This is a genomic window from Blastomonas sp. CCH9-A1 (genome assembly GCF_001557175.1).
In the GTDB taxonomy this organism is placed as follows: domain Bacteria; phylum Pseudomonadota; class Alphaproteobacteria; order Sphingomonadales; family Sphingomonadaceae; genus Blastomonas; species Blastomonas delafieldii_A.
In genome coordinates this window covers 42,711-66,696 of sequence record NZ_LSHM01000071.1, presented here as the reverse complement: position 1 = coordinate 66,696, position 23,986 = coordinate 42,711, and the positions used below count along the sequence as shown (strand labels likewise).

The window sequence follows — 23,986 nt, the reverse complement described above, 5'->3', positions numbered from 1 at the left end:
ATCGACAAACCCTGTCGCTTTGATAGGGTGTTCGAAAACATGCTTTCGAGGGTTTTGTCCGTCGTCAGAACATTTGGCACAGGTCGCGGCGTAAATTAGCGGAGTGCGGGCCTCGTCTGTTGTTGGGTTTTAGGCGGCGAGCTTACGGTGTTGCAAGCGCCGATGTTCAATGGTCTGTCGCTTGATCCTTTCGCGTTGTTTGATGATGGCTGGTGCCCTGCCGAAGTAGGCGTCTGCGGGCGTCACGTTGTTTAGGCTCTCGTGGTATCGGCGGTGGTTGTAGTGCTCGACGAAGGTCTCGATCTGGGCCTCAAGGTCGCCGGGCAGGAAGTAGTTCTCGAGCAGGATGCGGTTTTTAAGGGTCTGGTGCCAGCGCTCGATCTTGCCCTGGGTCTGGGGGTGCATCGGGGCGCCGCGCACGTGGCTCATCTTGTTGGCCTCGATGTATTCAGCCAGTTCGCCCGCGATGTAGCTGGGACCATTGTCGCTGAGCAGCCGGGGCTTGTGCAACACCGTGGCGCTGTCGCATCCGGATGCGACCAACGCTACATCCAGCGTGTCGGTCACATCCTCGGCCCGCATGTTGGTGCACAACTTCCAGGCGATGATGTAGCGCGAGAAGTCGTCGAGCACGGTGGAGAGATACATCCAGCCCCACCCGATGATCTTGAAGTAGGTAAAATCGGTCTGCCACATCTCGTTCGGCCGGGTCGTCTTGGTATGGAACGCATCAGCCGCTTTCACCACGACGTATGCCGGGCTGGTGATCAGATCGTGGGCCTTGAGCAGGCGGTAAACCGTAGCTTCGGACACAAAGTATTGGCGCTCATCGGTAAATCGCACCGCCAGTTCGCGCGGTGACAGCTCGGACTGCTCCAGCGCCATTTCGACGATCTGGTCCTGCACCTCGGGCGCGATCCGGTTCCACACCCGGCCTGGAGCCGATGGCCGATCCGCCAACGCCTCCGGGCCGCCTGCGAGGTAGCGGTCATACCAGCGGTAGAACGTCCGCCGGGCGATGCCGAGTTGGTCCAGCGTTCGCTTGGCAGGCAGGTGGGACTGCTCGACGATCCTGATGATCTCGAGCTTCTCGGATGCGGGATACCTCATTCTTCGTCGCCCCCATCCGCGATCATGCTTTTTTTGAGCAAACGGTTTTCCAGCGTCAGGTCGGCCACGCATTCCTTCAGGGCGCGGGCTTCGCGGCGCAGATCCTGCACCTCGCCAGTGGTCGCGGCACGGGCGGTATCACCGGCCAACCGGCGCTTACCTGCTTCCATAAACTCCTTCGACCAAGTGTAATACAGGCTCTGGGCGATGCCTTCCTTGCGGCACAGCTCTGCGATGCTGTCCTCACCACGCAGGCCGTCCAGCACGATGCGGATCTTTTCTTCGGCAGAGAAATGGCGCCGGGTTGCTCGGCGGATATCCTTGACCACCCGCTCAGCTGGGGCCTTCTTGGGAGGGGATTTTTTCACGGAGGGTTGGGTCTTCATCTTCGTTCCTTCGTCACTACGACGAAGCCCCAACCCTCCTTAAATCACAACCTCAAATCTGTGCCATTGGTGCTGACGGGGGACAGCCCAGCACATAAAATTTCGCCTCCTCCAGCATTTGCGTGAGCGAAGTGCTGATGCGATTGCGGCGTTGTGAGTTTTCCAGGCGCTTGTCGTCATGAATGCGCTTGGTTGTCTGTGGCAGTGAGCCATCAGATTTGAGGCGCAGGTAGGCCTCTGTTTTGATGTAAGCGGTGATCTCGTCTGACAGCTTCTGATCGTCGCGCAACTTGACGACGACCTGCCCGACGGAGCCATCCACACTCAACTCGATGCACCGCGCGTCGTTGAAGGTGCCAAAGTCTGGCGCCAGAGGGGTCAGAACCGAGAGGATCAAGCTGCCCTCTACCCGGTTGCCAAAGGGCGTCAGGTCGATCAACCGGGTGAGATCGAAATCCTTCCCGTTGGCGGCATGGCGATAACGGCGATCTCGCAATACGTCTTCGAAAATGACGTCGCCAAGCAGGCGGTTGAGGTCCGCTTGGCTGTAGTCCTGATCTTTGATCTCCTTGTTGATATCCCGCTCTTCGTTCGTCAGGAAGAAGTAGAGATCGCCATTGCGGCTGATCAACGTTTCACGCTCGAGCCGAAGCAGGCTCTGCTCAATCTCTGACCTCAGCGCTCGCTTGTCCGCGTCGACCTCGTCCACGAAAAACGTGACCAAATTATCGATATTTGCAGGGACTTCCTCGACATAGCGAATGAGGAACAGCGTCTTCAGAACTCGCGCATCAAAGTCGCTGCGGTCTGCAATGTTCTCTACCCTGCCGATCGCCGTGCGGACGACACCTTCCAGAAAGCTCTCAATTGCGGGGTAAAAGGCGTCCAGCGGGACGAGCGCCCCGATAGGCTTGTCCTTGATGGCCTTCGCAGCAGTCTGGAATGCATCCAGCATTGAGCGCTCACCCTTCGAAAGGTGACCGCCGGTCGCGCCGAATTGACGACTGGCTTCGAAAATCTTCTGGACCAGCAGGAATTGATATGGAGCGAATGGGTAGCATTCGACGAAACCATCCGCATCACCAAAGGAACGCAGCGTGATGCCTGAATCACGAAACGTGATCTGATTGCGTAGGATGTCTCCCTTTTCGCGGAACAAGGCTTTCAAGGCGTCTTGGGCAGCGGGGGCCTTCTCGAGCAGACGTCGCTGAATGACCTCATCCGCGTTTGCTCCCGAAAGTGAAAGGCGCGTCGTGAACCGACCCTGGATCTTCGAGAAGTCCTTGCTGCGATCCTTCTCGAATGCTCCTCCAACGACCGCTTCAATGTCCTCCTGCGAAGTGACCACAACCCAGGCCCGGCCATCGCAGACAGTACCAAGATTTTCCGTTATCGTCTGGAGGTTGAGCATGAGCTGGGACTGGCCGCCGATGAACTGGCCAACCTCGTCGGCAAGAAAGACCAAGCGCTTTGCCCCGCCCGATTGATCAAGGTACTGCCTGACCCACTTGGCGAAGTTCTCGATGGTCAGGGCCAGACCTTTATCGAGGTTGTCAATCCACGCTTGAGGGTCCTCGATCCGTTGGCTGAGAACCTTGCTCAGCGCCGCAGCGACCTCCGAGCCATAGAATTGGTAGGAATCGCGCTCCGCTCTCCAGTCAAGGTTATGGTCGGCGGCCAGCACATCGATAAATGCTTGGAACTTCCCCTTGCCATCCAGAAAACGCTCCATGTGGGCGACTTCCGGGTGATCCCCACAGTATCCGAGGTGCTCGTTGAAAACCTTCAGGAAAACTTGAAGAATGGCATCCCGGCTGTGATTTTGTTCCGCCTTGCTATCAATGTTGAAGAGTATAACCTCGGTCTGGGCGTTTGCCATTCGCCGCAAATCGCCCTGAAAGGCGCTGTCGCCAGCGGCCTTCTCAATGAAGAAGTCGAGGGGCACACGATCAGGTTTGCCGTCTTCCGTAACCGCATCATTGGCCAGCAGGTAGGACAAAATCTTGATGAAATGGGATTTGCCTGATCCGAAAAAACCGGAGACCCAGACGCCCATCCTTGCGGAAACCTCAGCGTCATTCCTGCTGTCAATCCCCTGAAGAAAGGCGTTTACGAACTGACGCAAATGCCGATCCACCTCTTTGGTGATCACGTACTCTTCAAGTTCGTTATAGGCTTTGTCGCGCTGATCGGCCTTGATAACACCATTGATCGGACGATTGATGTCTTTGGTGAAAATACTTTCGATATTCATGAGCATCAATCCACCAATCTAAATGCGCGATAGTACGGCGTTTCTTGCATATCACCGAACAATTGAAGGCTCTGGCCGCTAAATCGCCCAGGAAAGAATAGCACTAGAGGGACGCTACCCAACAGAGGTTGAAGGTTGTTGAGAAGGCTATGTGTCCTAATCAACGGGTATGCCGGGCCCACGCCTGTCAAAAACAGCATGTCGAGCGTCATGCCGCCAAATTTATCCAGCAAGGCAGCCGCCATTTTCCCGGGCTCGAGTGGACCCTTGAGCGCACTGAGCAACGAGCTAACCCCTTTGGCTTTCTCCATTGCCAATGCCTTCGCATAAAGGTCACGCTTCTTCAGTTGCTCAACGGCCAACTCGAACATGTTGACCACGCCAATCTTAAGTCCAGTTTTCCGGGCAAGATCCTCAAGCAGCCATTCGATGTGATTGTTGACTTGCTGCTCCGACACGCTGGGATAATCGAACGCGTAGAAAGGCACATCATTACCGAGGCCGCGACCGTGCAGAAATTCCTCGGACGTGATCCTATCTCGAATACGATCGAGCCGAGCCTGTAAGTTTGTCATATGAAAGCCTGCATAGCGCGAACGACTTCGTCGCATTTATGCTCGTGAAGATAACTCATTATTTCAGGCTGGTAATGAACCCGCTGGAGCAATGGTTTAGAACCATCGGAAAGCATTCCAACCTCCGTCAGAATCTGAAAAACACTGTCGCCCAATTTGTCAGTGGTAGATTGTGTCCAGATCGGCATTTCAGGATCACGCTCTCGGCACGAAGCTACAAACGTGCGCCAATGGCGACGGGTCAATTCCAGGTTGCCAGTGCGAAATTGGTCGCAAACAAAGAGCAGCAAAAAATCCTTCAGCAACTGGCTGTGCGAGATTGCTGCCGCAAACACGGATTGGGTGGCCAAGGGTTTCGAACCATCTCGAACCAACCGCCAATGGTCAGGCGTCATTGTTTTGAGGCGTGTTCGAATAAGGCTGGCCTGGCGCTTTGCTGTCCCCAGAGATGTTTTCTGCAGCACATTCTCGACTTCGATCGCTTGCTTCCATTTTTCCGCTGAAACAGATTCGAGCAGCAACCCGGCGATAACTCTTGATTCGTAGAGCTTTAGGGAGCCTCCTGCGATGTCTGCTTTGTAGCGCAAAATGATATCCCATTAGAATCTCAGCCCAACGTTCATCTAGCAGATTCGTAGCGAATCTGAACAGCCAATGTGCGGAGGTGACGATACTAGTCATCCCACATTCCCCAAGTAAATCGCTGATTTTGCTGTCAGGATCTCAATATTTCCGATATAAATCATGGTGTTGATGGCCGTGAGGGGCGCGTTTGATGGATCACCCAGAGGGTGCGGGTTCGAAGCGGGCAGATCGGGTCGAGTTCGACCGCCGGGTGCATGTGGAGTTCCGAGGTGCGCAGCTCAGTTCCGACGGCGGCCTGCTGGTGATGCGCGAGCTGGATGACGCGCTCGGGCTGTCCGATCTGGCGGCAAAAGCATTGCGCGACACCCGGCGCGGCAAGAACACGGTCCACCGGCTTGACGGGTTGTTCCGGCAATCGGTGTTCGGGCGACTGGCCGGATACGAGGATGTGAACGACGCCGACCGCCTGGCCCTCGATCCGGTGATGCGCCAGGTCGTGGGTGGAAGGGCTGTCGATGCGCAAGCGGCCTCGGCCTCGCAGATGGGACGGTTCGAGACCGAGACACTGGCACAGCCCGAGAACCGTGCCGCGCTGGCCGACCTGAATGGCCAATGGATCGACCGGTTCCATGACCGTAACGGGCTGAAGTACATCGTTCTGGACATGGACAGTTCGGTCAGCCCCACCCATGGCGATCAGGAGGGCGCGGCCTGGAACGGGCATTTCGACTGCACCTGCTATCACCCGAACTTTTTGTTCAACCAGTTCGGCATGCTGGAGCGCTGCGCCTTGCGCCATGGCAACGTCCACAGCGCCGATGGCTGGCGGGACGTTCTCGACCCCGTCATCGCCCGCTACGCGGAGCGCGACCTTTGCGGCCGGTTCTTCCGGGCTGACGCCGCCTACGCGATCCCCGCGATCTATGAGCGGCTGGAAGAAGCCCGATTCTTCTACGCCATCCGGCTGCCTGCGAACAACGTCCTGCGCGAGAAGATCGCGCATCGGCTGACGCGCCCTGTCGGGCGACCTTCGCTGACCAAGGTCAAGCGCTTCTACGAAGACTTCGAGTATCAGGCGGCATCCTGGGACAAGGAACGCCGGGTGATCGCCAAGATCGAATGGCATCCGGGCGAACTGTTCCCGCGTGTCGGCTTCATCGTCACCAACCTGCCGATGGAGCCCGACTGGGTGGTGCGGTTCTATAACCAGCGCGGCACCGCCGAGCAGCACATCAAGGAAGGTAAATATGCCTTCCACTGGACGCGGCTGTCATGCCGGAAGTTCCGCGACAATGAGGTGCGACTGCAACTGCATGCGCTGGCCTACAACCTGGCCATCTTCTTGCGCTGCATCGAGTTGCCCGAGACGATGGCCGACTGGTCGTTGACCAGCCTGCAACTGAAGCTGATCAAGATCGGGGCACGTGTCGTCCGCCATGCCCGCGCCATCACCTTCCAGCTGGCCGAGGTGGCCGTCACCGGTCCGATGGTCCGCGCCATCCTCGCCGCCATCCGCCGATTGCGAGCGCCTCCGCTATGCGCATGACCGCCATCCACGCCCAAACTGAACGAAAACGGCAGGATGGGTCTGTCCGCTGCGCTGAAAAACACCGCCACCAGGGCACAACACGGCGGCTTCGCGGGCCGATCTGCCCTGTCTCAGCGCCTTGCGCGCCCGACGACGCCGCTCGGGACGGAAAATGATTGTCCTGCGGTCGGATTCAGGCGAAGCTCACGTCAGACGGCATGCCACTTGGGGAATATATGTTGCGATATCCGGAGACGATGGGAAAGCGACACGAAGCGATTGTCGAAGAGGTTTTGCAATCCTCGTCCAGTGCCGCGCATTCGCTTGTCGCGGCGAGTTGGTGTCGTTCCAGCCTCAAGCACGGCCTCGACGCCGGGGCCAATCGCACGCTGGAGCTCGTCTCCGGTAGCGACCTTACTCAACGGAGACAGCGCCACGAGTTGATGCTGGATGTCGCGCGGCCTCTTCTCGACCAGCTGTTCCAGACCGTTTCCGCGACCGGCTGTGCCGTCATGCTGTCCGATAATGACGGTGTCGTTCTAGAAGCGCGCAGCCTAGCAGGTGATCGCGAACTCTTCGACCGGGTCGGTCTGACCCCTGGCGGGGTTTGGAGCGAAAGCCGCGAAGGCACCAACGGTATCGGCACTTGCCTGATTGAGGGGCGGCCCGTCACGATCCACCGCGACGAGCATTTCGCCACCCGCAATATCGGCATAAGCTGCATGGACGCACCGGTTCGCGATGCGACCGGCCGACTTGTCGGTGCGCTCGACATCTCGAACTGTCGCGACGATCACAGCGCTGCAATGGGCATATTGGTACAGAAGATCGTGCAGGATGCGGCGCGCCGGATCGAGAGCGGCGTGTTCCGCAAGCATTTCGCCGCACACCGGATCATCGACGCCAATTTGCCCGGCGGCGATGCGGCCCTTCTGGCAGTCGATCGCGACGATCTCGTAGTTGGCGCGACCTTTGCGGCGCGACATCGCTTCGGGCTTACGGATGCCTGTCTCGAAGCACGCCGGACGGCTTCGGACATTCTCGGGCGCGACGAAAGCATTTCCTTCCACGACTCGGAAAGAGCCGTGCTGCGGCAGGCGCTGGCGCAGGCTAGCGGGAATGCGACGAAGGCGGCGAAATTGCTCGGTATTGGTCGGGCCACGCTTTATCGCCGAATGGATAAGGCGGGCCTGTTGCGCGATTGATTTGAAAAGCACGGCCCGACTGTCTCAATAGTGAGACAGTCTCACCTCCTCACCAATGGCGCCCTCTGTTAATCCATTAGGTTTGACGGAACCATCATCCTCGCGACCGGGAGGGCCCGGCGATTTCGAGAGGATGATATCATGGACATGCAGACCAATCCCGCCACATCAATGGCGGCACCGTTCGCGGAGCGTTACGACAATTTCATCGGCGGGAAGTGGGTGGCCCCGAAAGACGGGCGCTATTTCGACAACATTTCATCGGTGACCGGCAAACCGGTCGGCAAGATCGCGCGTAGTCAGGCGGCCGACGTCGAGGCGGCGCTCGATGCCGCGCACGCCGCAAAGCAATCCTGGGGCCGCACCAGCGCGGGCGAGCGCGCCCAGATCCTCAATCGCATCGCTGACCGAATGGAGGAGAACCTCGAAAAGCTGGCGATCGCGGAGACATGGGATAACGGGAAGCCGCTGCGCGAGGCGATGGCGGCCGATATTCCGCTGGCCATCGATCACTTCCGCTATTTCGCGGGTTGCATCCGTTCGCAGGAGGGCAGCATTTCCGAGATCGATCACGATACGGTTGCCTACCATTTCCACGAACCGCTTGGCGTGGTCGGTCAGATCATCCCTTGGAACTTCCCGATCCTCATGGCGGCATGGAAACTGGCGCCAGCGCTCGCGGCCGGAAACTGCGTGGTGCTGAAACCGGCCGAACAGACCCCGGCTTCGATCCTCGTATGGATGGAGCTGGTCGCAGACTTGCTTCCCGCCGGCGTCCTCAACATTGTCAGTGGGTTCGGCCTTGAGGCAGGCAAGCCGCTTGCCAGCAGCAACCGGATCGCCAAGATCGCCTTTACCGGAGAGACGACGACCGGTCGCCTGATCATGCAGTATGCGAGCGAGAACCTCATTCCCGTGACGTTGGAGCTCGGCGGCAAAAGCCCGAATATCTTCTTCTCCGACGTGTGCCGCGAGGATGACGATTATTTCGACAAGGCCATCGAAGGCTTCGTCATGTTCGCGCTTAATCAGGGCGAGGTCTGCACCTGTCCCAGCCGCGCGCTGATCCACGAGAGCATCTACGACCGGTTCATGGAAAAGGCGATCGCGCGCACCGAAGCGATCGTCGCAGGCAATCCGCTTGATATGGCGACGATGATCGGGGCGCAGGCATCGTCCGAGCAGCAGGAAAAGATCCTCTCCTATATCGACATCGGCAAACAGGAAGGCGCCGAATTGCTGACCGGCGGTAAGGCCGCTCGGTTCGAAGGTGAGATCGCCGACGGCTATTACGTCGAGCCGACGATCTTCAAGGGCAATAACCGGATGCGCATCTTCCAGGAGGAAATCTTCGGCCCGGTCGTCTCCGTCACCACCTTCAAGGACGACGAGGAAGCGCTCCAGATCGCCAACGATACCCTGTATGGCCTTGGTGCCGGCGTGTGGAGCCGCGATGCGAACACCTGCTACCGGTTCGGCCGCGCGATCGAAGCCGGTCGCGTGTGGACGAATTGCTATCACGCCTACCCTGCCCACGCGGCCTTCGGGGGATACAAGCAGTCCGGCATCGGGCGCGAAAACCACCGCATGATGCTCGACCACTATCAGCAGACCAAGAACATGCTGGTCAGCTACAGCCCGAAGAAGCTCGGCTTCTTCTGAGGCGAACAGCCCGGGCACGGCGACGCGGAGTTTCGCCCGCCGCCCGGCCTTCGAACGATAAAACTACAGGAGAGATGTCATGAGCAAGACCATGAAAGCCGCCGTCGTGCGCGCCTTTGGCGAGCCACTGCGGATCGAGGAAGTTCCGGTTCCCGAGGTCCAGCCCGGCATGATCCAGGTTGCCATTCAGGCCTCCGGTGTGTGTCACACCGACCTCCACGCCGCAGAAGGCGACTGGCCGGTAAAGCCCGAGCCGCCCTTTATCCCGGGCCACGAAGGCGTGGGCTTTGTCTCCGCTGTGGGCAAGGGCGTGACCCACGTGAAGGAAGGCGACCGGGTCGGCGTGCCTTGGCTCTACACCGCTTGCGGTCACTGCACGCACTGCCTCGGTGGATGGGAGACGCTGTGCGAAAGCCAGTTGAACACCGGCTATTCGGTCAATGGCGGGTTCGCCGACTACGTGCTGGCCGACCCCAATTATGTCGGCCACCTGCCGGACAATGTCGGCTTCAACGAAATCGCGCCGGTGTTGTGCGCGGGCGTGACGGTCTACAAGGGCCTGAAGATGACCGATACCCGGCCCGGCGATGCGGTCGTCATCTCCTGCATCGGCGGTCTCGGCCATATGGCGGTACAATATGCGGTGGCCATGGGGATGAAGGTGGTCGCCGTCGACGTCGACGACGCCAAACTCGACCTCGCCCGCAGGCTCGGTGCGGTGGAGACGGTCAACGCACGGACGGACAATGATCCCGCCACGACGGTAAGGCGATTGACCAGCGGAGGCGCGCGCGGCGCGCTGGTGACCGCGGTGAGCGAAAAGGCCTTTGAACAGGCGGTCGGCATGATCGGGCGCGGCGGCACCGTCGCGCTTAACGGCCTGCCGCCGGGTGATTTCCCGCTCAACATCTTCGGCATGGTACTGAACGGTATTACCATACGCGGCTCCATCGTCGGCACCAGGCTGGACCTGCAGGAATCGCTCGAATTCGCTGGCGACGGCAAGGTGAAGGCGACGATCTCGACTGCCGGTCTCGAAGACATCAACTCGGTGTTCGACCGTATGCGGCAGGGCCAGATCGAAGGGCGGGTCGTCCTCGACCTGACCGTATAATGGCGAACGGTGACGAGCAGGACGAGGGAAAAATGGGGCGGGCCGCTTTGGTTCGCCGTGTGATTGCCACCGAGGCGGGAGCGGCGCTGCTGGCCGAAATCGTCGACCGTCACGGCCCGGTGCTGGTCCACCAGTCGGGCGGTTGCTGCGACGGATCGAGCCCGATGATCTATCCGCGCGCCGAATTCCGCATCGGCGAGCGCGACGTGCTGATCGGCAAGGTCGGCGATATCCCGGTCTATATCGGCAGCGCGCAATTCGCGGCTTGGAAACACACCCAATTGATCCTCGATGCGGTCGATGGACGGGGCGGGATGTTCAGCCTCGATAACGGGACCGAGCGCCGTCTCCTCGTTCGCAGCAGGGCCTTCGACGACAAGGAACTCGGCATGATCGACAAAGCCGATACTCTACGCCAGATGCATCATGACATCGCCCGCGACCCGGACGCATTCTGGCTAAATCAGGCACGCCGCCTCGACTGGGAGAGCTTCCCGACCCGCGCGAACGAAAGCAGCTTCGACAAAGCCGACTTCGGCATTCGCTGGTTTGCCGACGGCGAACTGAATGTTTCGGTCAACTGCCTCGATCGCCATCTGGATGCCCGTGGCGACAACGCCGCCATCGTTTTCGAAGGGGACGAGCCGGGCGAGGGGCGAACCCTCACTTACCGCGAACTGCATACGGAAGTCTGTCGTTTCGCCAATGTGTTGAAGGGCCGCGGAGTCGCCAAGGGAGATCGGGTAATCCTGTACATGCCGATGGTACCCGAAGCCGCGATCGCCATGCTTGCCTGCACACGAATCGGCGCGGTACATTCGGTGGTGTTCGGTGGCTTTTCACCCGATAGTCTGTCTGATCGTATTTCCGATTGCGGCGCCAAGCTCGTTATCACCGCCAATGAAGGCAGGCGCGGCGGCAGGTCGGTTCCCCTAAAGGCCAATGTCGACGCGGCCTGTGCAAAGGCGGGCGGGGTCGAAACGGTTATCGTCGTACAGCGGACGACGACCGAGGTCGATCTCAAGGAGGGCCGCGATTGGTGGTGGCACGACTTGAGCAAAGGGGTCGATGCCGATTGTCCGCCCGAGCCAATGAATGCGGAAGATCCGCTGTTCATTCTCTACACCAGCGGATCGACCGGCAAGCCCAAGGGCGTGCTGCACAGCACCGGCGGTTATCTGTTGTGGGTCACGCTCACCACCGATCTGCTGTTCGGCCTGAAGCAGGACGACCTGTTATGGTGCACCGCCGATGTCGGCTGGATCACTGGTCACTCCTATGTCGTCTACGGCCCGCTTTCCAACGGTGTGGCGACGGTGATGTTCGACGGCGTCCCGACCTATCCCGATGCCGGGCGGTTCTGGGAAACCAGCGAGCGGCTGGGCGTCACCGTGTTCTACACCGCGCCCACGGCCATCCGCGCACTGATGCGCGAAGGTGATGCGCCGGTGACGCGGCATGACCTTTCGAAGCTGCGCCTGCTTGGAACGGTGGGAGAGCCGATCAATCCCGAGGCGTGGCAATGGTATCATCGCGTGGTCGGTGGCGGGCGGTGCGAGATCGTCGATACGTGGTGGCAGACCGAGACCGGTGGCGCGCTGATCGCGCCGGTTCCGGGTGCGATGGAAACGAAGCCCGGCTCAGCCACCAGGCCGCTGCCGGGCGTATTCCCCGAACTGGTCGACGCAGAAGGCAAGGTGCTGGACGGCACGACCGAGGGCAATCTCGTCATCACACAGAGCTGGCCGGGCCAGATGCGCACCGTCTGGGGCGATCACGATCGCTTCTTCCAGACCTATTTCAGCACCTATCCCGGCAAATATTTCACCGGCGACGGCGCGCAGCGCGACGAGGATGGGTATTTCTGGATCACCGGCCGGGTGGACGACGTGATCAACGTCTCCGGCCACCGCATGGGCACCGCCGAGGTGGAAAGCGCGCTGGTGGCGCACCCCAGGGTGGCCGAGGCGGCGGTCGTCGGGATGCCGCACGATATCAAGGGCCAGGGCATTTACGCGTTCGTCACGCTCAATGCCGGCGAGGAAGGCGACGCGGCGCTGCGCGACGAGCTGAGGGCATGGGTGCGCAAGGAGATCGGACCGATCGCCACGCCCGATGCGATCCAGTTCGCCCCCGGCCTGCCCAAGACCCGCTCGGGCAAGATCATGCGCCGCATCCTGCGCAAGATCGCCGAGGGGAAACCCGGCGAAGTGGGCGACACCTCGACGCTGGCCGAACCGGCGGTGGTCGAGAATCTGGTGGCCAAGCGCATTGAACCGTAAGTTTCTTGAATTGCTACGGCCGCTAAGCACGCATTTTGGCTGAAACCGGACTGACCGCTTCCGTTGAGAGTTTCGGACGCCGACAGGCGTCGGAAAGTCTTCGATGCCCGAACCGGGGTGGTCATGAGCCGAGCTATGGGGATTCCACTGGACGCGGCTGTCATGCCGGAAGTTCCGCGACAATGAGGTGCGACTGCAACTGCATGCGCTGGCCTACAACCTGGCCATCTTCTTGCGCTGCATCGAGTTGCCCGAGACGATGGCCGACTGGTCGTTGACCAGCCTGCAACTGAAGCTGATCAAGATCGGGGCACGTGTCGTCCGCCATGCCCGCGCCATCACCTTCCAGCTGGCCGAGGTGGCCGTCACCGGTCCGATGGTCCGCGCCATCCTCGCCGCCATCCGCCGATTGCGAGCGCCTCCGCTATGCGCATGACCGCCATCCACGCCCAAACTGAACGAAAACGGCAGGATGGGTCTGTCCGCTGCGCTGAAAAACACCGCCACCAGGGCACAACACGGCGGCTTCGCGGGCCGATCTGCCCTGTCTCAGCGCCTTGCGCGCCCGACGACGCCGCTCGGGACGGAAAATGATTGTCCTGCGGTCGGATTCAGGCGAAGCTCACGTCAGACGGCATGCCACTTGGGGAATGTATGGTCATAAGATTTGCGGCGGTCCGCCTCGCAGAGGAGCGCCATACCGACTCAAGGGTTTTGATGCTGAGCGCGACCCAACGCAGCGCAGTCTAACGCTTTCACGCGACAGGCTTGCCTCGACGCCAATGCAACCGGCAATGCGCCCAATCGAACAACCGGCAAACCCTTGATAGTTAGTGATACAGTCTTGACATACGGTCCACAGCAATGCGACCGATCACAGGGTCGAAACGAGCACCGAATGGCAAACTACGACGACGCTCTGAAAGTAATGGACGCGGTCGCAAAGTACCGTGAGGACGAGAGCTTGCCTAACGACCCGCACGAAATCGACCGCCTGTGCGAACGCTTGTTCTCGAACGATGGATTTGACGAAATCGCCATCGCATGGAAGCGTATTTCGAAATACGAGCGTGAGGTACACGGAGGCGATTGGCCAAAGGCCGATTGATGAGAATTGCCGTCATGCTACTATTGCCGCATGGCGAAACGGATTGAGCTCTACCAGGAAGCTGCCAAGCGGATGGCGATCAGCCCTGACGCGTGCATGGAGCAAATTCGGCGCTGCAGCATCAGTTCCAAGTTCGGATATGAGGGCACTGACCCAGCTTCGCTTGCCGCGATCGTGGGAATGGACGCAGACTGGGGTGCCGCCGCATTTGCGGAACTGCGGAGCACCGGTTTCATTAAGACGGACTGGGCCCGTTTCAAATGGTACCAGCCCAGCGGCAAGCAACTCGATGATAAGATAGCCGAACTAGCGGCAATCGAAGCCGCGGCAATCATCAGGCTGTCGTCCATGGACTGCGCGCCGGCACTACCTGTTATCCGCGCCTTGGCTGAGAACTTCCTCGAAGAAGCGGATGGCGGGGACACGATTGGGACGAGCCTTGCTCATAACAGGATGATGCTGGCGATCGTCAGCGCCACCGGCGAGCTTCGCCTCATGGAAGATTACGTCAAACACGCCAGTTTGGCGGTCGCCTATGCAGTTGCGGCTCGACTTGAGGCTGCCGACCTCGAGGGCATGAAACGTTCAGCTAATGTCATTGTGGACCTCATCGGGACGCCCGAACCGCGGGACTGTGCAGCCGAAGCTGTCGCCATGCGGCTCCACCCGAGAGAGCCCGTGATCGCGTAGGAGGCCTCACTCAGCAAAGCGGCAGGGCTACCTGACCGACCTCTTCCAAAGGCTCTATAATCGGCGTGAATGTGCGGGAGCTGCCCGCATAGGTTGGATACCCGGCTATGTTGTCCTCGATCGTCTGAAACCCATCCTGGCGGTCGTTGACCGGATAGATGCCCTCGCCCATCTTTTCGATGAGCGTCTGGAGCGAAGGGGCGATGCCATCGAAGAAGATCCGGCTAGCTGCGCGAACGCCCGCAAGGTCGCCTGACCTGGCAGATCCAAGAAACTGGTCGCTCGCCTCCACTAGAAATCCTGTGCGGACAGCATAAGAATCTGCCATCCAAAGGAGGCGGAAAAACGCCTGGGGGATGAATTGCGAGACAAGGTTGGCAAGGGTGCTTTCCTTGCCACCCAGGACGATATGCGTCAGCCCCATGGCACCAAGAAAAAAATCCTCGTGTTTCACAGGGACGTTTCGAATGCGTTCGTCGATGAATGCCGCAAGCGGGCCAAGAGTTCCACCCCCGGACTGCGCCAACCGTACTGCTCCGATCTCGACGATTGCGCCCAACGAAAGGCGCCATTCCTCAACTTGGCTCTGCGAGAATGTTGAGATGACATAGGACGTGCCCGAGCGGGTAAGATACATGAGCGTGGCCCCCAGAAACCAGTTGAACCAGGCACGCCAGTTGAGGCTGAACGCCACCACTAGCAGCGTGTAAATCAAGCCCATGACCATCACGACGCGCAGCAGCGAGCGAAAGCCCCCTCCCCCTGTCCAAGCGGATACCGCGTTGAAGACATTGACGATGTATTCGCCCCCGCCGATCGTGAATATCTCCATCATGGCACGCGGTCCCTACTGGATGCCCTGGCGCGAAAGCGACGTGCTGAATGACAGCGCGGCCGACATCTGCGGCGACAGATTGTTCCTGAGCGTGCCCTCGAGGAACACCGCGCGCTGAACGACATGCTGGGTCCGGTCGAGGCGCAGCTTCATGCCTTGCGAGTATGTGTCGAGCACCTGTCGGACCGAATTGATCTGATCGCGCCACTGCGAAAGAGCTTCCTCATTGGCATTCTGGAAGGTCCCTACCCCGCGCGAGGCATAGCCATAATATTGCTGCGCAAGCGCATCGAGCAGATCCATCGCCACGATTTCGGCGAGGTCATTCATGTCGTTGCTGGTCATGCCCCCGAGGGTTGCGGCAGCGTTGACCGTCATGATCTTGTAGAGTGGAATGGTGGTCGCCCCGAGCAAGCCGATTTCGTCACTGGTGAGCGCGGCATTGCTGCGAACCTTCGCGTTCATGCTCTCGATCATCGCCCGGACCCTGGGTTTCAACGCCTGTGACGCCGAAATCGACATGGCCTGCGTGGTCGGGTTGAGGCACTTGTCGTTGGTATCGCAATTCAGCATCGTGACCGAGCTGGTACCGTCCAGAAGCGCGGTCAGAAGGGCGCGGTCGCCCTGCCCCACGAACTGGAACCCGCGTTTGCCACTGGCATCGCCATCCTGGTAGAAGATCACCGTTCCGACGAAGGTCATGAGGTACTCACGAAACTCGGTCGAGAAACTGGGGTAGCTTTGCTTGAGCATCTCCCACGTGAAGTTGTAACTCTGTGCAGGAATGTCGGGATCGCTGTTGGCCGCGATCGTCGAGGCACGCTGCCCCCCTGTCCCGCATTCATGGCGGCTCTTGGCCCAATCGGAGAACAACCCCTGGCTGTTGCCGACCGACTTGCAAATCTCCGAGGACATCCGATCGGACTTGCCCCACAAGCCGCCGACGAGGTTCTGCGCCACTTCGCAGCTGTTCATGTTGAATTGGTTCATCTGCTGAACCTTCTGTGCCATTTCCTCGATGGTCGAGGCGATCTGCGGGCTGATTGACTTGATTGCGAGCTGGAAGGCAAAGCCCAGCGCGTTGTTGGCAGTCGCTTTCAGCATGGCCACTATTTCGTCGGTGTTGATGAAGGAGAAGCTGCCGGAGAAGACGTCGATGCCCCCGCATCCAGCTTTGACCCCCGGCAGCTGCAGATTGACCGGGTTCACGTTCTTTTGCGGAAAACGGGTCCAGATGTTGCCACCCGAGTAATAGCCTGCCGACTGGCCCTGATAGGCGACGGGGCCGGTGGCATTGGCGGCAGCGCCCATGTCGTCAAAGAAGCTATTGAGCTCCGACCCGACATTGGCACTGACCGGGGCTGCCGCAAAACTCGCAGCGGCAAGCACGGCAAGGGCCGTCCCCGAAGAGCGGAAGAGGCGGGCGGCAAAGCCGCGCTTGGTCTGGCGTGCCATCAGTAGTCACTCCCGGGCTCAATCTGGGTGAGGTAGAAAATGCGCTGCATCACATCGTCGGCCGCCATCACGCCGTAGCCGATCGGAATCGGCTTGCGTGTCTGGGTGTCGAAAAGGACCAGCGCCGGCACAGCTCCGCCCTGCAGACCCATGCGCTGGTACTGGCCGCTATCGACGACATAATTGGGGAACGCTTCGTTGGGTCCGCCATCCATCGAGACCGCGAGAACCTCGAGCCCATAGGTGTCGGACAGCGCCCGCATTACCGGCGAAAAGGTTCGGCAAGCCGAGCAGGATGAGGAGTAGAAATAGAAGACCCCGTAGCGCTCGGTAGCGGCTGTCGAACCCGTCCTTGTGCGGTGTGCCTGCAAAAATGCAGCCTTCCGGCACAACCCCGAGCGGGCCAGCGGCAAGACGATCGCCGCGCTTCGTCATCGGTTTGATGGTCGCCACACGCTTGCCGTTGACGTGCACATCATTCCCGATGCGCGTCACCATGTCGCCCGGCAGACCAAGAGCGATCTTGGTGAAAGCCGCCGGCTTCGCCCCAAAATACTTGACCGTAATGGGATCATGACCGGGATGGAAAACCACATAGTCCCCGCGCACCGGAAAACGCCTGGCCTCGACCACGAACGCCCAGTTCGGGAGCGAGTCCGTCACGTTGATCATCAACGCGTGGTTCTCGCTCCACTTCGAAGCTGCGCTGAGGGCACCTGCAACGAGACAGACAGCAGCGATCGCCACAAGCCTGCCACCGGTCGAAAGGCGTCTGGTCGCACCTGTCTTCACAGGGGGCTCACTGTCCGACAAAAGCCGAGCAAACCCCTTGCGTTGAGCCGAACGAGGGAGCGGATCAGGGTTTGCCATCGCGCTGACGCCCCTGATTGGCAGCCATGAAGGCCTGCATCTCTTGTTCAACGCGGGCCGCCTGACCCTGGGGAGCGGCGCCAAGCGCTTGGGCGGGTTGGGGACGCGGAACCTTTGCGTAAACGGCAGTCTTCACGCTCTGCGTGACGTCGGGAACCTCGCCGCCCACGATCGCCTCATGAACGAGCACGACTTTCCCGGACTTCGACAGGCCAGATACAGTCTCATCAAGCGCTGCCATGAAGACAGCGGTCTGCCGCGCAGCAGTCTGCTCGTCGGCATTCGAGCGTGCCTGTGCCTGGAGATAATCCCCGATGATGCCCTGCAGCTGAAGCTGGACGAATTCCTGCTGCCCTGCCCCCTGTGCGGCAACACTCTTGGTCACCCAGGCCCCCCAGACAAAGGTCGCCGCAGCGCCCGCGAACAGGAGGATTTCACGAGCCGACAGCGCGGCAAAGCGACTGCGACGTCTGACCTGTGAGGCCTTTGCCGAAGCGGGTGGCTGCGCTGGCAGCTCAACTACCTCAAGGGCGCGCCAGTCATCCTGGCAATCAGCGTGTACTATGCTTGGCACGTCGGTTTCTCAGTGTTCTGGGACGTCTGATCGTCCATCGAATGAGGCAAGCATTACCCTGCGAAACGGATTGGGCGCGGGAAGTGCTGCCGAAGTCAGCGACACGCCGCCGGTCGAATTCGGAATGCCAATTGAGCCCATGATCGTACGCACATAGTTGCGGGTCTCACGAAACGGCGGGATACCGCCAAATTGGTCCACGCGTCCCGGGCCTGCATTATAGGCAGCCAGTGCAAGCTCCCATGTCCCGAAGCGATCCAACTGCTCGCGCAGATACCGCGCGCCGCCGACAAGGTTTTGCCGCACATCCCAAGGGTCGGTGACACGCAGATATTGGGCCGTACCGGGCATAAGCTGAGCCATGCCCATCGCACCGGCACTGCTTCGGGCGAAGGGACGATATCTGCTTTCCTGCGCCAGCAAGGCGTCAAATAGAACAACGGGCACGCCGGCATCGCAAGCGACGTCGACGATCAGGTTGAAATAGGCGGTCCGGCGAGCCTGAGCATCGCCGCTGATACCATATCGCGGGAAGAAGCTGCGGGACTGGCAGAGTGGGTCATCCTGCGAAGGGCGGAATGGTGAAGAAGCAGGGCTCATGAATGATGCACCTGCCCGCATCCACGAAGGAACAGCGGGACGCGCGGCATAGGGATTGATCGTGAAGCTGTGAGGGACCAACTCAAAGTCGCCGTGCAACTCTGGTGAAAACGCATCCACTGGAGCCGGAGGCACTTCCACTGATTGCTCGAGATCGACCGCCCCGCGCAACTGTGGGCGGAGCACAGCAAAATCCGGTTTTGCCTCTGGCACAAACACGTCGAGCATGGCTTCGCGCGCCGATGATGGCGTCGGCGTCAAAGCGACCAGCAAAAATAGAAGATTTTTCATGACCACACCTTTCGGCGTGGTTCGGATATCGCCCCACTTTTCTAAATGAACAGGCGGCGCATGGCAATCGCCCAGAATCTGGCATCGCACAGACGAAAGCGGCGTTGGCCATCGCGAGCCGTGCCGGAGAAGGTCGGGTCGATCCAGAGGGGAAAGATGGTGAGGCTGAGCTGAGAGGAGCGAGTTTATGCTAGTTGCGCTCAAACCCACCCAGGAGACCATCGACATCGTTGCTGCGCTGAAGGGCCGTTGGCACGGTTCCTACGCGATGTGCATCTGCCCTGCGCATGCAGACCGAACGCCGTCACTTTCAGTCCGGCAGGGCGAGCGGGGTATTCTGGTCCACTGTTTTGCGGGATGCCGCAGCGAGGATGTCCTGCGCGAAATCGGTCGGACCAAACCGATCCTGAATTCCTCTGCCCCAAGCTATCAGCCAGAACGAACTGCGCCAAACGTCAGAAGGATATGGGATCAGGCCACGGAGATCCGCGGAACGCTCGGTGAAGTCTACCTTCGGTCGCGGCGGCTGCCAATCGACCTCCCCGACTTACGCTTCCATCCGCGGTGCCCATTCGGCCGCAAGCCTAAGACCACCTTCCGGCCCGCGATACTGGTCGGTGTCAGAACCGGGCACCGGATGACGGCCATCCAGCGGATCAGGCTGACCAACGACGGAACATGGCATGATGGCAAATTCATGCTCGGAAAGCCTGAACGGGGCGCGTGGGCACCGCAGTTCGAGGGCGACGTGCTCGCCATTGCTGAGGGCATGGAGGATGCGGCGAGCTATACTCAGATCAAAGGAGTCCCTTGCTGGGCAGCACTCGGGAATAAGCGTCTCGCGCTAATCAACGTTCCGGACCAAGTTGGCACCCTTTACATCGCCGCGGACAACGATGGTCCAGGCCGATACGCTGCAATGGCGGCAGTTGGATCACATAACATACCAGAAAGGCAGCTCTTGCGTGATCCGCCGCCAAGGCCTTTCCACGATTGGGCAGAAGCTCAGAGCCATATCCGTTAAATGAACATCAGGCTGAGTGTCGGCGATGAAGATCGGGCGCGAGGCACCGACAAACGCTGTAAGCTGTTGAACGAGCCATTCGGAAACATACCGCAAACTTGCCGGTCGAATTTCAGCATCGATATGCAGTTCCGACTTCCGCCGTCGAAGTTCATAGGCCACACCATCATAGAAAACGGATCGGTCCATTGAGGAACCCGTTTCAAGCAGTGCAGCGAAACTACGCAGACCGATTACTTGCATCTTTCCCACTACAAAGCTTGCGGGATTATCAATCGCGTCAATTCGATTTATGGCGAACCATTTGCCCATGAAATCTCGGATTTTCGGTGATGGGGCCAAAGGAAAACGCTATCACTTCAAGACACAGCTTGGTTTTATCCTGTATGTCAATTATACTGCCGCTGACTTCGGTTAAAATCCGTTGTCAACAGATCGCGCCGGTGCCCGAGAGGGTTTAATTCGGGAACACGGTGAGGAGCGGCTTTTGCTGATCCGAGTCCGAGGCTGTCCCTGCAACTGTAAGCGGCGAGCGCGATGCACATCGCTTCCACCTTCGGGCGGGAGCAGCCACTGGGCCGGACGCTAAGTCATGCGGGGCCTGGGAAGGCCGTGCATCAAGCTGTGACCCGCGAGCCAGGAGACCTGCCGGCGCTTGGTCGCTCTTGCTGCGGTCCAGGGGATGGCCATGGCACGGTAAACCTCCGTCTGAGCGACGAATCGATGTGACTGGGTCTTTCAGCGGCCCCGGCGCTGCGGGCGCGCGCCAGGAGAAAGCTGCTGACCACCTCACGTGGCGACTTGGTCTTGGTTCGTGGCGTCCGGACCGGAGACACCTGCAATGCAAATGTCATATAGTGCCTGACGTTATGGCAATCCGCCGCTTGGTCACCCTCAAGAAAGACAATGACCATTTGGTCGTAGAGGTAGACCTCGATGGGCCGATGCCGATTGGCCTTGTGGTCCATAAGGGCGAGCGCGACGCTACCATGCGGCTACTCATGGCGAAGAGTGGCAGCGCAATCGACAAACCCGGAAGAGTTTGCAGATTTCAACCCGATCAGTTGGGCTCTGCTGAAATGCTTGTCGATGAGCTTCGCGACAGGCTCCGCCGGATCGCTTCGAAACCCCTTAGTCTCAAGCAGATTGAGAAGCTGTTGTCGCTCACCCCCGCCGAACGCAACCGGTGGTCGAAAGATGGCCGACTGCAAATTTCCGGGACATCCAAAATACGCCGAGGGGACAACCTCATTTCGCTCGCGACCTATAATGTGGATGCGGTGGAACGGTTGCTTGAAAATCCTGCCATCGTTGAGGCTTGGCGTCGTTCCGATGCCAGTCGTTAAGGGATTGGCTTTCGGGCGACTTTCGACTAGTGGATCAACGTCAACGGTTTAAGACCGTTGTCAACAGATCGCGCCGGTGCCCGAGAGGGCTTAATTCGGGAACACGGTGAGGAGCGGCCTTGGCTGATCCGAATCCGAGGCTGTCCCTGCAACTGTAAGCGGCGAGCGCGATGCACATCGCTTCCACCTTCGGGCGGAAGCAGCCACTGGGCCTTACGCTTGTCCAAGCGCGGCCTGGGAAGGCCGTGCATCAAGCTATGACCCGCGAGCCAGGAGACCTGCCGGCGTTTGGTCGCTCTTGCTGCGGTCCAGGGGATGGCCATGGCACGGTAACCTCCGTCTGAGCGACGAACCATTGCGGCTGGGGCCGCAGGGTTAGTCCTGCGCGGGTGAATTGTGCCCACTCGCGTTGGCCTGGCCGACCGTTCGTGCGCTCTCCCGACTCGCCTTGGGAGTTGATGGATCCGGTTGCCCCTTTTCGTCGCGCAGTTGCTCGGCACCAAGGGGGTATCCCGATGAAGAAACCTGTTCTCGTATCCACGTTTGCGCTGGCGCTAGCCAGCTGCCCGGCCTTCGCGCAGTCGAACCCGGGACAGCCTACAACCAATGACAGCGGAGAAACCATTGTCGTGACGGCGTCACGGTCCGGTGAGGCCGTGGCCGTAAACAAGCTCGGTGCGTCGGTGACGGTACTGGACAGCGAAGCGTTGGAGCAGCGCCAGACCCGGATTGTTTCGGACATTCTGCGCGATGTGCCGGGCGTTGCCGTGAGCCGCACCGGCGCTGCTGGCGGCCTCACCCAGCTCCGGCTTCGCGGCTCCGAGGGCAACCACGTCCTCGTTCTGATTGACGGTATAGAAGCTTCGGACCCGTATTTTGGCGAGTTCGATTTCGCCACTCTCATTGCCGATCCCGAAGCCCGCGTTGAAGTCCTGCGAGGGCAGCAGTCCTCGCTTTACGGTTCGGACGCGATCGGCGGCGTTATCCAGTATCTGACATTGACCGGGAAGGAGGCTCCGGGGGTCAGCTTGCGCGCAGAGGGCGGCAGCTTCAACACCTTCACCGGAAGCGCGCGTGCTGGCGGAGTGTCTGGCGATCTCGATTATGCTGTGTCTGGCGCTTACTATCACACCGGCGGCTATCCCACGGCACGAAATGGCAGCAGGGATGTCGGCTCCGACATCGCAGGCCTTTCGGCCAAGCTCATCTGGTCGCCGTCCGAAACCTTCAAACTGACCGGCGTTGCCCGCTACAGCTTCACGGAAGCCGATACCAACAACAGCGAGAACAATCCGGCGAGCCCGCTATTCGGATTCACCGTCGACAGCCCCGGCGTGTTCTTCAGAAACAAGGCCTTCTATGGTCTTGTGAGAGCTGAACTGATCGGGCTCGACGGCCGCTGGACGAACGCAGTGACAGGGCAAGTCGCGTTGAGCGAGCGCAAGGGCTTCGACGCTGCGGGCTTCGATTACGGCAACAAGGGTAACCGCTACAAAGGCTCGTTCGAATCGAGCCTGCGGCTGGGCACCGACGCCATCCGGCATCGCCTGACCGCCGCAATCGACGTCGAGCGCGAAGAATTCCAGAACACCACACCGTCATCCTTCGCGTTTCAGGGAAAAAGATCGACCGACAATGTCGGGATTGTCGGGCAGTATGAACTGCTGATCAACGACGCATTCTCTTTTGGTGCATCGATCCGCCATGACGAAAATGATCGCTTTGATGACCCCACAACTTGGCGGGTTCAAGGCAGTTATTCGCTCCCGACTGGTACCCGTGTTCGCGGTGCCTATGGAACGGGGGTCAAGAATCCGGGCTATTTCGAGCTCTATGGATTTTCCGATGGCCGCTATATTGGCAACCCTAACCTGAGGCCCGAGAAGTCGGAAGGGTGGGAAGCCGGCATCGAGCAAAGCTTCAGCGATGGCAAGGCCACCATAAGCGCGACCTATTTCGATAGCCGCCTGAAGGACGAAATTTTCACGACCTTCCCCGCTCCGACCTTCATAGCGACGCCATCAAACCGTGCAACTTTGTCGAAACAGCATGGCATTGAGGTGGCCCTTGCCGCCCGTCCAATTCCCCAGATCAGGCTGGACGCCGCCTACACATGGCTTCATGCGCGAGAAAACGGCACAGTCGAGGTGCGTCGCCCCAAGCATATCGGCAGTTTCAACGCGACAGTGTTCAGCAAGGATGAGCGCTTTTCGGGTACGTTGACAGTGCGCTACAACGGGCGTCAGACCGATGTCGCGTTTACAAATCCAAGCTTCATTCCGGTGCGCGTGTCCCTGAGGGAATATGTACTGGTTAACCTGAATGCCGAATACAAGTTGCGCCCCAACATTTCGTTGTTTGCGCGCGTAGAAAACCTCATCAACGAGCAATACGAAGAGGTGTTCAGTTTCGCCACTCCGGGCCGCGCAGGCTATGGTGGCGTTCGCGTCCGCTTCTGATGTTCCGCAAGGCGCTCTGCCTCCTTTGGATGA

At 59.7% G+C, this 23,986-nt stretch carries 18 protein-coding genes, 4 pseudogenes and 2 riboswitches; of the genes and pseudogenes, 11 read left to right on the top strand and 11 right to left on the bottom strand.

The genetic code is table 11. The features are described 5' to 3' along the window. Window positions 1-129 precede the first annotated feature (129 nt). The 4 genes from AX725_RS19390 to AX725_RS19370 all read right to left on the bottom strand — a co-directional run bounded on the left by AX725_RS19390 (window position 130) and on the right by AX725_RS19370 (window position 4,912). Window positions 130-1,496, bottom strand: a protein-coding gene (locus tag AX725_RS19390; RefSeq protein WP_120222458.1) for an IS3 family transposase whose coding sequence is annotated in 2 segments (ribosomal slippage) — window positions 130-1,145 and window positions 1,145-1,496 — 1,368 coding nt in all. Because the reading frame shifts where the segments join, the coding sequence is not laid out codon by codon here. Window positions 1,497-1,548: 52 nt separating this feature from the next. After that, window positions 1,549-3,750 (bottom strand): BREX system P-loop protein BrxC, encoded by a 2,202-nt coding sequence (brxC, locus tag AX725_RS19380; RefSeq protein ID WP_155645699.1) that lies wholly within the window; start codon window positions 3,748-3,750, stop codon window positions 1,549-1,551. A 5-nt stretch (window positions 3,751-3,755) separates the two neighbouring features. Continuing rightward, window positions 3,756-4,325, bottom strand: a complete 570-nt coding sequence (locus AX725_RS19375; RefSeq protein ID WP_066114666.1) for a DUF1788 domain-containing protein — start codon at window positions 4,323-4,325, stop codon at window positions 3,756-3,758. Further along, window positions 4,322-4,912, bottom strand: coding sequence for a DUF1819 family protein (locus AX725_RS19370; protein WP_196490380.1), 591 nt, complete (start codon window positions 4,910-4,912; stop codon window positions 4,322-4,324). The genes AX725_RS19375 and AX725_RS19370 overlap by 4 nt, the downstream gene beginning before the upstream one ends. Before the next feature lie 188 nt (window positions 4,913-5,100). On the opposite strand from AX725_RS19370, the gene AX725_RS19365 reads away from it, so the two are divergent. From AX725_RS19365 to AX725_RS19330, 8 genes and pseudogenes are all read left to right on the top strand, one after another. Beyond that, entirely contained in the window at window positions 5,101-6,456 is a 1,356-nt protein-coding gene (locus tag AX725_RS19365) for an IS1380-like element ISKpn23 family transposase (protein ID WP_003168745.1), read from the top strand. A gap of 218 nt (window positions 6,457-6,674) precedes the next feature. Next, entirely contained in the window at window positions 6,675-7,643 is a 969-nt protein-coding gene (locus AX725_RS19360; protein WP_231733314.1) for a GAF domain-containing protein, read from the top strand. A 141-nt stretch (window positions 7,644-7,784) separates the two neighbouring features. Beyond that, the gene (gene adh / locus AX725_RS19355; protein ID WP_066114662.1) at window positions 7,785-9,305 is read left to right on the top strand and encodes an aldehyde dehydrogenase; all 1,521 of its coding nucleotides are present in this window, start codon (window positions 7,785-7,787) and stop codon (window positions 9,303-9,305) included. Window positions 9,306-9,384: 79 nt separating this feature from the next. After that, on the top strand, window positions 9,385-10,419 hold the full coding sequence (locus AX725_RS19350) for a zinc-dependent alcohol dehydrogenase (protein ID WP_066114660.1): 1,035 nt from the start codon (window positions 9,385-9,387) through the stop codon (window positions 10,417-10,419). Then, complete coding sequence (gene acs / locus AX725_RS19345) at window positions 10,419-12,701, top strand: acetate--CoA ligase (RefSeq protein WP_230962461.1); 2,283 nt, start codon at window positions 10,419-10,421, stop codon at window positions 12,699-12,701. Before AX725_RS19350 ends, acs begins: the two co-directional genes overlap by 1 nt. A 136-nt stretch (window positions 12,702-12,837) precedes the next feature. Next, window positions 12,838-13,137, top strand: a pseudogene (locus AX725_RS19340) (transposase); the annotation flags it as partial. Between the two features lie 462 nt (window positions 13,138-13,599). Beyond that, a complete protein-coding gene (locus tag AX725_RS19335) occupies window positions 13,600-13,809 on the top strand; it encodes a hypothetical protein (RefSeq protein WP_058539811.1) in 210 nt (69 codons plus the stop codon). A 30-nt stretch (window positions 13,810-13,839) separates the two neighbouring features. After that, complete coding sequence (locus AX725_RS19330) at window positions 13,840-14,499, top strand: hypothetical protein (protein ID WP_058539810.1); 660 nt, start codon at window positions 13,840-13,842, stop codon at window positions 14,497-14,499. A gap of 628 nt (window positions 14,500-15,127) precedes the next feature. On the opposite strand, the pseudogene AX725_RS20715 reads toward AX725_RS19330, so the two are convergent. From AX725_RS20715 to AX725_RS19305, 6 genes and pseudogenes are all read right to left on the bottom strand, one after another. Further along, window positions 15,128-15,334: pseudogene (locus AX725_RS20715) on the bottom strand (conjugal transfer protein TraG N-terminal domain-containing protein); the annotation flags it as partial. Window positions 15,335-15,346: 12 nt separating this feature from the next. Further along, window positions 15,347-16,789 (bottom strand): conjugal transfer protein TraH, encoded by a 1,443-nt coding sequence (locus AX725_RS19320; protein WP_054735543.1) that lies wholly within the window; start codon window positions 16,787-16,789, stop codon window positions 15,347-15,349. Beyond that, window positions 16,789-17,121: pseudogene (gene traF, locus AX725_RS20710) on the bottom strand (conjugal transfer protein TraF); the annotation flags it as partial. The pseudogene traF and the gene AX725_RS19320, both read right to left, overlap by 1 nt. Before the next feature lie 58 nt (window positions 17,122-17,179). Then, window positions 17,180-17,659, bottom strand: a pseudogene (locus AX725_RS20705) (S26 family signal peptidase); the annotation flags it as partial. Then, complete coding sequence (locus tag AX725_RS19310; RefSeq protein ID WP_066114652.1) at window positions 17,646-18,233, bottom strand: TrbI F-type domain-containing protein; 588 nt, start codon at window positions 18,231-18,233, stop codon at window positions 17,646-17,648. The gene AX725_RS19310 and the pseudogene AX725_RS20705, both read right to left, overlap by 14 nt. A gap of 9 nt (window positions 18,234-18,242) precedes the next feature. Then, window positions 18,243-19,124 (bottom strand): lytic transglycosylase domain-containing protein, encoded by an 882-nt coding sequence (locus tag AX725_RS19305; RefSeq protein WP_052241776.1) that lies wholly within the window; start codon window positions 19,122-19,124, stop codon window positions 18,243-18,245. 187 nt (window positions 19,125-19,311) lie between these two features. On the opposite strand from AX725_RS19305, the gene AX725_RS21730 reads away from it, so the two are divergent. Further along, entirely contained in the window at window positions 19,312-20,148 is an 837-nt protein-coding gene (locus tag AX725_RS21730; protein WP_039330619.1) for a DUF7146 domain-containing protein, read from the top strand. Here the strand turns inward: AX725_RS21730 and AX725_RS21350 are convergent. Next, on the bottom strand, window positions 20,059-20,460 hold the full coding sequence (locus AX725_RS21350; protein ID WP_152998733.1) for a hypothetical protein: 402 nt from the start codon (window positions 20,458-20,460) through the stop codon (window positions 20,059-20,061). The two genes, AX725_RS21730 and AX725_RS21350, sit on opposite strands and share 90 nt — an antisense overlap. Window positions 20,461-20,572: 112 nt before the next feature. Then, a riboswitch (cobalamin riboswitch) is annotated at window positions 20,573-20,815 on the top strand. A gap of 217 nt (window positions 20,816-21,032) precedes the next feature. Between AX725_RS21350 and AX725_RS19295 the strand changes: the two genes are divergently transcribed. Both AX725_RS19295 and AX725_RS19290 read left to right on the top strand, forming a co-directional pair. Then, complete coding sequence (locus AX725_RS19295) at window positions 21,033-21,494, top strand: hypothetical protein (RefSeq protein ID WP_137776011.1); 462 nt, start codon at window positions 21,033-21,035, stop codon at window positions 21,492-21,494. Between the two features lie 57 nt (window positions 21,495-21,551). After that, window positions 21,552-21,794: riboswitch (cobalamin riboswitch) on the top strand. A gap of 215 nt (window positions 21,795-22,009) precedes the next feature. After that, window positions 22,010-23,953: a TonB-dependent receptor plug domain-containing protein gene (locus AX725_RS19290; RefSeq protein ID WP_039330622.1), complete on the top strand. Its 1,944-nt coding sequence runs from the start codon at window positions 22,010-22,012 to the stop codon at window positions 23,951-23,953. Window positions 23,954-23,986 lie beyond the last annotated feature (33 nt).